This is a genomic window from Ruminococcus sp. 1001136sp1_2201st1_G3_2201SCRN_220225, assembly GCF_040924365.1.
In the GTDB taxonomy this organism is placed as follows: Bacteria; Bacillota; Clostridia; order Lachnospirales; family Lachnospiraceae; genus Blautia_A; species Blautia_A faecis.
This window is the reverse complement of sequence record NZ_JBCOME010000030.1, coordinates 1-11018: the sequence shown is the minus strand read 5'-3', so window position 1 is coordinate 11018 and position 11018 is coordinate 1. Positions and strand designations below refer to the sequence as shown.

The following is an 11018-nucleotide window of genomic DNA, read 5'->3' as shown; positions in this document are numbered from 1 at the left end:
ACAATGTGCTATGATTATTTTTTCGAAAAAAACAGATACAGGAGAGGGATAAATGGGAAAGGTAATCGGATACACACAGGGAACTTACGATATGTTTCATATCGGTCATCTGAACCTGATCAAAAATGCCAAAAGAAGATGTGATTATCTGATCGTAGGCGTAAATACAGATGAGCTTGTGGAAAGCTATAAGAATAAAAGACCTATCGTGCCATTGGAAGAGCGGGCTGAGATCGTCCGGTCCATTAAATATGTGGACGAGGTGATCATCACGAATACCCTTGATAAAAAAGAAATCTGGGATAAGATCCGTTTCGATGAAATTTATATCGGAGATGACTGGAAGGGAAATGAGCGCTGGGAGCGCACCGGGAAAGAGATGGAAGCCCTGGGAGCCAGGCTGGTTTATCTTCCCTACACCAAAGATACTTCTTCTACAATGCTTCGTGAGAAACTGAAAGAGTATTAATGCGGACTGATTTAGAGCCTTTTTTAAACAGGCTCTGGATTGTAATATATTAAGAAAGGTAAAATCCATGGAAAGAGCACAGAGAATTCTAAAGAAATTTTCAAAAATCTTGAAAGAGCAGGGCGCAGGACCTTTGTTCACCACTTTCAAAGGCTATGTGACTTACGCTTTATATGACCGCTGGAAAGTGAGAAGACTTCGTAAATTCCCCCCGCGTATGGTGAAAAACAGAATCCTGTTTGAGACAAATGATGATTTTACAGACAATTGCCGGGCTCTTTTTGATTATATGGTTGCAAATGGATATAATAAAAAATATGAGCTTGTCTGGCTGGTTCATGAGCCGGAGAAGTATAAGAAATACCAGGCGGAGAATGTGAAGTTTGTTCGCAATTTCAAGAAGAACACGACGATCCGCAGGGCAGCAGCTTACCGCTATGCATTGACCTCAGCCTTTATTTTCTACACCCAGGCATTTAATTGGATCGGAATGGCAAGAAAGGGTCAGACTTTTGTAAATCTCTGGCATGGCTGCGGCTACAAGGCGAACAAGAACAACCGCAAGGTATTTTTCGACTACTGTCTGGTGCCAGGAGATGTGTTTATTGAGACGAAGAAAGAGTTCTTTGGCTGCAGTTCCAGGAAGCTTCTTGCACTTGGCTATCCCCGTTACGATCAGATGATGAAGGGCAGCGACGCCGCAAGAGCATATAAGGAAAAGCTTCTGAAAGCAGCTGACAGTGACAGGCTGATCCTGTGGATGCCTACCTACCGTCATGCAAGCAGCGAGAGACTGAATGAGGAAACGCTGAACAATGAATTTAATATTCCGATCCTGGACGATAAGGAGCGGCTTCTTGCTTTTAATAATTTCTGTCGTGATAATCATGTACTTGTGGTAATTAAGAAGCATTATCTCCAGATTCCATATGACTTTGGAGAAAATGTGCTGACAAACATTGTTTACTTGGAAAATCAGGATCTGGAAGACAATGGCTTGCAGCTGTATGAGTTTATCAACTGTTCGGATGCCCTGATTTCTGACTATTCCTCTGTGGCAATTGATTATCTGCTTCTCAACAGACCTATTGGATTTACCCTGGATGACTATGATGCCTATACGGAGTCCAGAGGATGGGTATTTGAAGATCCACTGGAATACATGCCAGGAGAACACATTTACAATGTACAGCAGTTTGAACAGTTTGTTCTGGATGTCAAAAATGGAAAAGATGACTATGAGAATCAACGTAAGGCAATTCTTGCAAAGACTCATAATGTAACAGATAATTACTGCAAACGTGTTCTGGATTATTTCAAAATTACGGTATAACAGAGAAAATACGAAAGCCTTTTTTACATGCTTCAGGATTTATCCCGCAAAAGGAGGAAGCCCCTGCAGGGGTGGTATATAACATGAAAATATGTATCTGGATAACAAAAATCTTTGATCTGGGCGGAACCAAGAGAGTGGTTTCCCTGTTGGCCAACGAGCTGGTGAAAGAGCATGAAGTGACGATCATGACTTATGAAGACCGCTTTCGTGAAGACCGCACCATGTATCATTTAAGTGAAGATATCAATGTGGATTTCATTGACAACAGCCAGTTCGTGAATAAGCATCATACCCCGGCTTTCTGCGCCCGCTATCTGGTGAAGAAGCTCAATGACAGATCTGGTCTGTTTAATAAAAAAAGCCTGAATCCCATTCTTGCAGAAGCAATTTTTCCCCAAAAAACAAGAGAAAAATGGGTGGAATATTTCAATTCCCAGGATTATGACGTGATCCTTACCACAGCATCCTTAAGCCTGAGACTTGCCATGATCGCGCCCCGGCTGAAAGCCGCAACCATCGGCTGGCAGCATAACTGCTATGACGGATACCTTCATGTGAAGCCTGTCGTCTTCTGGCAGCAGGAGAACCTTCTTCAGCAGTATCTGCCAAATCTGGACCGCTACATTGTGTTAAGTGATTATGATAAGCGGGACTATATGGAGAAGCTTGGAATAGATTGTGAAGTAAAAATCAATCCCAGAAGCTTTGTCAGTGAAAAGAAGTGCGATGTGAAATCCAAACGTTTTCTTATGGCGACCCGTTTCGTATATGCCAAAGGACTGGATCTTATGATGGAATCCTTTGAAGAGTTCTGCAAAGAGGATTCGGAGTGGGAGCTTGATATCATCGGAGACGGAGATCTTTTTGACCAGATCAGGGCAGACGCGAAGAAGCGCCATCTGGAGAAGCGTGTCCATTTTGTAGGATATACCAATGAGCCTGAGAAGTATTATTTGAATTCTTCTGTTTTCCTTCTTCCATCCAGATGGGAGGGCTGGCCTATGGTGATTATGGAAGCCTTTGAGTTTGGCCTTCCGGTGATCGCTTATCATATGGGCGCCATGGATCTGATTATTGATGACGGAAAGACCGGTTTCCTTCCTGAAGCGTTTGATCCCCACAAATTTGCCCAGGCCATGCTGAAACTGGCACATGATGAAGAGCTTCGTGCCCGGATGTCTGCGAATGCCATTGCCAAGTCTGATGATTTCTCTATCGATAAGGCTGTGAAAGAATGGGACGGACTTTTTGAACGTGTAGTTGCGAAGAAGAGGGGGAAGTGACATGAAGATCACCGTGAACAACCTGAAGAAGCTGGTGAAAAGGATGGTCCGCCCGGATGAAAATTCCGGTAAAGAAAAGGACACTTTTGAGGCTGCCTTAAAGAGAGCCAGGGATGAGGCAAAATACAATCTTACGGAGGAGCTTCGGGAGAAGTACGCGGATTTTCTTGACAGTCCCATAAAAGAAAAATGTATACTATACGAGGCATTTGGGGGCAGAGGCATGACCTGCAGCCCTCATGCCATTTTCAAGTATTTGCTGACCCAGACAGAATTTCAGGAGTATCTCCATGTCTGGGTCATTGACGATTTTTCGGATAATGAACCCTGGATGGGACTTTACAGGGATGATCCAAATGTGAAATTTATTAAATTCCAGTCTGTAGAATACAGGGAATATCTGGCTACAGCCAAATATCTGATCAATAATGTAAGCTTTCCCGGATATTTTACCAAACGCAAGGAGCAGATCTTTGTGGATACCTGGCACGGAATCCCATTAAAAACCATTGGATTTGACATTCCGGCAGGCAAGGTGAGTGCAGGAAATACAGTAAGGAATTTCCTTGCAGCAGACTATCTGATCGCGCCCAATCATTTTATGACAGAGATTTATGAGAATGCGTTCAAAATGAAAAATCTTTATCCCGGAAAAATTCTGGAAATCGGGCAGCCACGTAATGACAGTTATTTTCACACAGACCGGGAAAACGTATTTAAGAAGCTACAGATGGCAGGCGTGGAGGCAGATCCAAAGAAGAAGCTGATCCTTTATGCGCCTACCTGGAAGGGCAGCAGGTATTCCAGCCCTGATACCAGCCTGGATGCCTATGAGAAGATGATCCGCACCATCGAGGAGAATGTGGATACCAGGGAGTACCAGGTGCTGGTGAAGCCTCATCAGATTGTATACTACCACATTAAAGACACAGTAGGGATAACCGGACAGTATATTCCTGCAACCGTAGATACCAATGAGCTTCTTCGTGCTACAGATGTTCTGATTTCCGATTATTCCAGTATTTATTTTGACTATCTGGTATCAAAAAAGCCCATTTTGTTCTTCATCCCGGATCTTGCAGAATATAAGAATTACAGAGGCTTATACTTTGGAATTGATAAGCTGCCGGGGCCTGTTGCAGAAACTTATGAGCAGCTTGGAGATTATGTGAAGGATGCCGAAAGAGCCATGGAGCCATACCGGAAGGTTTACGAAAGGGAAGCTGCCTGGGCGTGCCCGCAAGATGACGGAGAGGTCTGCCGCCGCCTTGCAGACATTGTATTCCACGGAAAAGAAGATTCCCGGTGCATATCCTGTCAGGATGAGGCGCAGTTACCAAAGAAAAAGCTTCTGATGTATGCCGGTGATTTTTCTGAGGGAGATGACACCGAAGCATTTCTTGGGCTTGTAGAGAACCTGGATTTTCAGAAATACGATGTTACCCTGCTTGTGTGCGGTGGTGGAGACGATTTTGCAGAAGAACAGATCATAGGTCTTCCTGCCGGGCTTCGGATCCTTTACCGTGGTCAGCCTTTTAACGGAAAAGCGGAGGAAATCGCGAAGAATGAGCTGTTTTTGAAGGGAAAAATAAAAGATATTCCACATGCTTTTTACAAGAGAGAGGCAAGGCGCCTGTTTGGAGAGGCGAAATTCGACTGTGCAATTGACCTTACCGAGAAAAAGAGCCTGTTTTCCGTGGTGGTAAAGGAGATGGAGGGTGTTCGGTTTTTCCAATACAATGCACGTTTTGTCCGGGAAAAACAGATTGCAAAGGAGCTGGCAGGCCAGCAGGTAATCGTATCTGCCACAGAAAGCTACTTTATTGCCAGATACCAGGGAAGCAATCCAGCTGTTATTACCGTGGAAGCCATTCCGGCACCGGATACAGAGAAAATCAATTATATCTGTATGTACCAGCAGAAAGCCCAGAACGTTCTGAAAGCCTTTTGCCGTCTGGAGAAAAATACCTGTCTGTACATTACCGGAAAAGGGAAAGGGTATCAGAAGCTGAAAGCTATGGTTTCAGAGCTTCACCTGGAGGGAAGGGTGATCCTTACCGGATGGCTTGAGAAACCCTTTGCATTTATGAATCTGTGCGATTATTTTATCTGCCCGGAAGGGGAAGAAGAAAGCCTGGGTACCCTTGCTGCAAAAACCATGAATATGAAGCTGCTGGCAGAAGACTGCACAACAGAGATGCCTTACAGCTTTCAGGCCAGGTCCTGGAATCAGGAACAGTGTGAGAAGCTGGATGAGCTGATAGAAGGTAAGAGGACTTCAGATGAATGAGATAGAGAAGATTTTGAAAGATAATATGGAGGATTATGAGAGCGTGAAGCGTCAGGCTCTGAAATTCATCCATGAGAATAAGAAAGAACTTTCCAAAAACTATGCCTACGCAGAGGTATGCGGGAATCCGGTGGATGCTTCCCATTTTTTCTTCCTTATAGATGAAAAAAAGCCTGGCAGTGACCTGCTTCTGGAAATGCTGGACTATGCGCTGAAGAAGTATGTTTCCTCTGAGAAGGCGAGTGTTACGGCCTGCATAAAAGGCGGTTTTCATCTGGTGAAAAAAACAGGTGTGGACTATGTAAAAGAGGAAAGTCGTGAATATCTGGAGGCGCTTTCCCAGGCAGGTTACATTATCGGTAATATGGTTCTGCCAGGCTCTTTTGTGAAAAAAGAAACACAGGTTTATTTTAATCCCATGCTGGAAATTTATGATAGGAAGTCTGTGGAGACTGCAGAATTTCTCTCAGTTACGGCAAGGGAGCTTCTGAAAACAGATTATATCTGCGCTCCGTCTAAGAGTAAAGCGAAGGAAGCATGGCTGGAAAAATGCACCCTGGGAAAAGTCTATGATGGAAAAGTGATCATAGAGAAAAAGGAAGGATTAAAAGAAGGCAGAGGCAGTCTTCTGGAGTGTATCCGAAGTCAGAATGCAGTGCCTGGAATGGAGTTTTTCTCCCTTCGAAATCAGGAGGAAAGGAAGAAAGTCCTGATCCTTAGCAGCTGGAAAGCCGAGCGGGAGGCTAAGCTTGTTGTCCGAAAGCTTGCAGACAGTATGGACAGGGAAAAATATGATACGGTTATTTATAGTGGCTGGCTTGGAAGCAAGGGAGATGTGAAAGAATTTCTCGCCTTTGAAAAAGAGCTTCCAAAAGTGATGGGCGCAGGAAGGATGACTCTGAGTGAGGAAGATTTCCTGAATTACCGTATGATTGAGAAAAATCCGGCTCTTTATCTGGAAAATCCGGAAATACGAAGATATATGCGAATGCTTGCCCAAAGAGAGTGGGGCAGGCTGTTCGGCAGCAGTTCCTGGGATGTGGTGATCATGGCTGGAAGTACAGGGTATCTGCCATATTATCTGGCAGCAGAGGCACCGGCGAAAATGAAAGTTCTGGTGGATCTTGATTTTCTGCCTTACATCCATGAAAAATATCCGGCAAGATGGCGAAAAGCCCTTACTGTATTTGACCGGATATATGCTCCGGCAGATTGCCAGCAGCTGGGAGACTACGGAAAGGAAAACCGCCTTCGGATAATGCGCCTTCCGGTACTTGCTGCAGCCAGACCAGAGGAGAACCAGGCGGAAACGGTTTCCTACAATGGTGAGACTTACCTTGTGTGTGGAAAATGGAACCTGCAGGGAGAGCGTATTTCCATGAAGCTGGTACAAAAGCCGGTTCCGGGAAGTATTCTGGTAAATGGTGAGCTTGCACCAACGGCAGAGCAGAAAAAAGCATTGGAGCAGCTATCGAAGGAGCACAGGATTTATGTGCTGGGGGCACAGAGTGCCGCCTATAAAAGCCTTTTGCCAGAAGCAGTGATCCTGGATGGATATGTGAAAAAAGAACTGTATCTGCAGTCTGCGGCCTGGGAATTTTTTGGAGCCTTTGAGGGCTATGTGGGAAACCAGGCCTTGGAATATGATGCATTGGAAAGAATATGTAAAACTTTTGGAGTGAAGGAGGACATTCCTTGATTCGTTCAGGGAGTGTCCTTTTTTATAAAATGGGGGGAAGTATGAATACGAAAAATAAAACCGGGAAATTCCGGATCATTTTCCGTTTCCTGAAAGGAAATATCCGGTTCTTTGTGGGGACGCTATTATTTTCGGTGCTGTTTACAGCATGTAATGCGTTGATCCCACAGATCGTGAAATACACAGCAGACCATATTCTGGTGCTGGATGGAATCCCGGATGGTCTGAATGTGCGGCAGACACTGCTTTTGTCAGCACTTCTGGTAGCTGCTTCGGCAGTTCTTTCGGGAGTTTTTAATTACTTAAGTAAAATGTGCCTGGCAAAAGGCTCAGAGAATTTCCTGAAATCCATCCGTGACACCTTGTATCACCACACCCAGTATCTGCCTTTTTCCTGGCATGTAAAGCACCAGACCGGGGAGATCATCCAGAGATGTACCTCTGACGTGGAAGTGATCCGTAATTTTGTGTGCAGGCAGCTGCCTGAGGTGTTTCGAATCTGTTTCCTGATCGTACTGTATCTGGGAATCATGTTTTCCATGAATGTGCAGATCACACTGGCTGCGGCAGCTTTTTTCCCGGTGATCATCGGTTATTCCTGCTATTTCTATTCCAGGATCGGGAAACGTTTTCAGGATGCTGATGAGGCGGAGGGGGCACTTTCCAGTACCGTGCAGGAGAATCTGACTGGAGTTCGTGTAGTGCGTGCTTTTGGTAGAGAAAAGTATGAGATCGATCGGTTTGATGAGAAAAATAATGCCTACTCCAATTTGTGGGTATATCTTGGAAAACTGATGAGCGTTTACTGGGCATCGGGAGATTTGATCACCAACCTGCAGGTGCTGGTGGTTATGGTGACTGGTGTTGTTTTTGCCGTGAATGGACGGATCACATTGGGCGAGTTTATGGCATTTATTTCCTACAATGCGTCTCTGACCTGGCCGGTGCGAAGCCTGGGAAGGATTATTTCAGATATGAGTAAGGCTGGGGTTTCCATGGAGCGTGTGGCTTATATTCTGGAGGCTGAGGAAGAGGATGCTGCTGTAAAGTGTGAAGCTAAGTCTACAGACAGAAATGAAAATGCAGAGAATATTGTGAAAAAGAAGAAGGCAGGACAGAGTGAGGCAACTCTGGATTATAAGATTCCTGCGCGGACAGCAGAGCGAACGAGTGAGGATTCCGAAAATAAAGGCTGTGGAGAAAAGCAGACTTTGGGACATATCATTGGAATGAAACCTGCCATGGATGGCGATATCTGCTTCCGCGATGTATCTTTCAGTTATTCCCCAGACCACCCGGTCCTGAAAAATATCAATTTCACAATCCCATCCGGAAGCACCTTTGCAATCCTTGGCACAACCGGAAGTGGAAAATCAACTCTGGTTCATTTACTGAACCGTTTATATGATCTGCCGGAAGACTGCGGCAGTATTACCATTGGTGGTACAGACATTCGTGACATTGACCGTCAGTACCTGCGCCAGAACATCGGCATGGTACTCCAGGAACCGTTCCTTTTCTCCAGAACCATCCGTGAGAATATTGGCATCACAAAGGAGAAGCTTCTGGATGAAGAAATCCGCCATGCAGCGGAGATTGCCTGTGTAGATGAGTCAATTCTCCATTTTACAGACGGATATGACACCATCGTAGGTGAACGTGGCGTCACTTTGTCCGGTGGACAGAAGCAGCGTGTTGCAATTGCCAGAATGCTGATGAAAGAAGCTCCGATCCTGGTATTTGACGATTCCCTATCCGCAGTAGATACGGAGACAGACAACAAGATCCGCAAAGAACTGAAAAAAGAGATGGAGAAAGCAACGGTTATTATGATTTCCCATCGGATCACATCTCTTATGCAGGCTGACTGTATTATTGTGATGGACAAGGGAGTAATCCAGCAGATGGGTACCCATGAGGAACTGATCCACCAGGAGGGACCATACAAAGACATTTATGAGATCCAGATGAACAGCGACATCCGTCTCATGGAAGGAGGTGCAGCATGCGAATAGAAGAAAAAGAATATACAAAGTCCATTGACATTTCCATCTGGAAAAAGGTTTTTCCATTCCTTGCACCCCGGAAAAATGTGCTGATTATGGTAATTGTGATGAATATTCTCTGCTCAGTAGTGGATATTATCATGCCGTTATTTCAGCGACAGGCCATTGATTCCTTTATCGAGAAAAATACTCTGGCAGGACTTGGAGGATTTATTGCGCTGTATATTGCAGTGATCGTCTTTCAGATGTGGTCCGTCATCTGTTTCACCAGAGGCTGCATGACACTTGATGTGGAAACAGGCCGTGATATGAAAAGGGCATTGTTTGTTCATCTTCAGAAGTTGTCTTTTTCCTACTACAATGCAACTCCGGTTGGATATATCCTGTCCAGGGTAATGAACGACGTAGCCAGGATCACAGAGTTAATCGCCTGGGATGTGATCGATATGCTGTGGGCTATCTTTTATGTAGTGGGTGTGTTTGTGGCAATGCTGTTTCTGAACTGGAAACTGGCTCTGGTGATCATGCTGATCGTTCCAGCTATTGCAGTTCTTACCTGGTATTTCCAGAATAAGATCCTCACATGGAACCGTCAGGTGAGAAAAATCAATTCCAAGATCACAAGTGGCTACAACGAAGGAATTATGGGCGCGAAAACTGTGAAATCCCTGGTTGTGGAGGAGAAAAACTTCCGGGAGTTTGCCTCTGTCACTGAGGAGATGAGAAGTGCGTCTATCAAGGCTGCCAGATTAAATGCAATTTATATTCCACTGGTAGTTTTCTTTGGAGCTCTGGCAACTTCCCTTGTACTGGAGCGTGGCGGCATTATGGTTCTGAATGGAAGTATGGACATAGGAACACTTGCTGCATTTACTGCATATGCAGTTGGAATTTTTGAACCAATTCAGAGACTTGCAGGAATTTTGTCCCAGTGCATTTCTGCTCAGGCAAATATTGAGCGGGTGACCTCCCTTCTGGAAGAGAAGCCCCAGGTGGTAGACTCCCCAGAGGTTCTGGAAAAGTATGGAGATTTCTTTGATCCCCACAAGGAGAACTGGGAACCCATTAAAGGCGACATTGAGTTTGAAAACGTTTCATTCCAGTATCCCGATGGAAAAGAAGAGGTGCTCAGCAACTTCAACCTGAAAATTCCGGCTGGGACCAATGTGGCAATCGTCGGAGAGACCGGTGCAGGAAAAAGTACGCTGGTGAATCTGGCTTGCCGTTTCTTTGAGCCCACTAAGGGAAGGATCCTCATCGACGGCAGAGATTACCGTGAACGAAGTCAGTTGTGGCTGCACAGCAACATCGGTTATGTGCTTCAGAATCCCCATCTGTTTTCCGGGACTGTGATGGAGAATATCCGTTATGGAAGACTGGATGCCACTGATGAAGAAGTAAAGGCTGCTGCGAAGGCGGTTCATGCCGATGAGGTAGCCGAAAAGCTTGACAAAGGTTATGACAGTGACGTAGGTGAAGGCGGCGACCGTCTCTCCACCGGAGAAAAGCAGCTTCTTTCCTTTGCCCGCGCAGTACTGGCAGATCCTGCCATTTTCGTTCTGGACGAAGCAACTTCCTCTATCGACACCAAAACCGAGCAGCTGATCCAGCAGGCCACAGACAAACTGCTGAAAGGGCGAACTTCCTTCCTGATCGCTCACAGATTATCTACAATCCGTAATGCCGACCTGATTCTGGTAGTCCGGGATGGTAAGATTGTAGAGCAGGGAAAACACAAGGAACTGTTGGCGAAGAAAGGCTACTATTACCAGTTGGTACGGCAGCAATTTGCGGATGAGGAGTCCAGGAAGGTACTTAGCTAAGTTGCTATTTAGTGTGTTGAAAAGTTCTTCAGTAGGGACGCATTTGGACAATGTGTATTACTCACTCGCCGGCGCAACGCTACAGCGAACTAATCGCTAACTGCGACTAATG

General features: G+C 45.3%; 7 protein-coding genes. All 7 read left to right on the top strand.

The window, feature by feature from the left end:
- The first annotated feature begins 52 nt into the window (after positions 1 to 52).
- The 7 genes from AB5642_RS10910 to AB5642_RS10880 all read left to right on the top strand — a co-directional run bounded on the left by AB5642_RS10910 (position 53) and on the right by AB5642_RS10880 (position 10906).
- Entirely contained in the window at positions 53 to 469 is a 417-nt protein-coding gene (locus AB5642_RS10910; RefSeq protein WP_118579597.1) for an adenylyltransferase/cytidyltransferase family protein, read from the top strand.
- Between the two features lie 67 nt (positions 470 to 536).
- Positions 537 to 1802, top strand: coding sequence for a CDP-glycerol glycerophosphotransferase family protein (locus AB5642_RS10905; RefSeq protein ID WP_173717093.1), 1266 nt, complete (start codon positions 537 to 539; stop codon positions 1800 to 1802).
- A gap of 83 nt (positions 1803 to 1885) precedes the next feature.
- Positions 1886 to 3088 carry a glycosyltransferase gene (locus AB5642_RS10900; protein ID WP_173719422.1) on the top strand — a complete coding sequence of 401 codons (1203 nt, stop codon included), beginning with the start codon at positions 1886 to 1888 and terminating at the stop codon, positions 3086 to 3088.
- Position 3089: 1 nt separating this feature from the next.
- Positions 3090 to 5378, top strand: a complete 2289-nt coding sequence (locus AB5642_RS10895; protein WP_173719421.1) for a CDP-glycerol glycerophosphotransferase family protein — start codon at positions 3090 to 3092, stop codon at positions 5376 to 5378.
- Entirely contained in the window at positions 5371 to 7077 is a 1707-nt protein-coding gene (locus AB5642_RS10890) for a hypothetical protein (protein ID WP_173719420.1), read from the top strand. Before AB5642_RS10895 ends, AB5642_RS10890 begins: the two co-directional genes overlap by 8 nt.
- Positions 7078 to 7118: 41 nt before the next feature.
- On the top strand, positions 7119 to 9092 hold the full coding sequence (locus tag AB5642_RS10885; protein WP_237926068.1) for an ABC transporter ATP-binding protein: 1974 nt from the start codon (positions 7119 to 7121) through the stop codon (positions 9090 to 9092).
- Positions 9083 to 10906: an ABC transporter ATP-binding protein gene (locus AB5642_RS10880; protein ID WP_173719419.1), complete on the top strand. Its 1824-nt coding sequence runs from the start codon at positions 9083 to 9085 to the stop codon at positions 10904 to 10906. The genes AB5642_RS10885 and AB5642_RS10880 overlap by 10 nt, the downstream gene beginning before the upstream one ends.
- Positions 10907 to 11018 lie beyond the last annotated feature (112 nt).

Bases quoted from the DNA above. Each gene is read 5' to 3' on its own strand.
- AB5642_RS10910 (WP_118579597.1), top strand. From the start codon at position 53: ATGGGAAAGGTAATCGGATACACACAGGGAACTTACGATATGTTTCAT.
- AB5642_RS10905 (WP_173717093.1), top strand. From the start codon at position 537: ATGGAAAGAGCACAGAGAATTCTAAAGAAATTTTCAAAAATCTTGAAA.
- AB5642_RS10900 (WP_173719422.1), top strand. From the start codon at position 1,886: ATGAAAATATGTATCTGGATAACAAAAATCTTTGATCTGGGCGGAACC.
- AB5642_RS10895 (WP_173719421.1), top strand. From the start codon at position 3,090: ATGAAGATCACCGTGAACAACCTGAAGAAGCTGGTGAAAAGGATGGTC.
- AB5642_RS10890 (WP_173719420.1), top strand. From the start codon at position 5,371: ATGAATGAGATAGAGAAGATTTTGAAAGATAATATGGAGGATTATGAG.
- AB5642_RS10885 (WP_237926068.1), top strand. From the start codon at position 7,119: ATGAATACGAAAAATAAAACCGGGAAATTCCGGATCATTTTCCGTTTC.
- AB5642_RS10880 (WP_173719419.1), top strand. From the start codon at position 9,083: ATGCGAATAGAAGAAAAAGAATATACAAAGTCCATTGACATTTCCATC.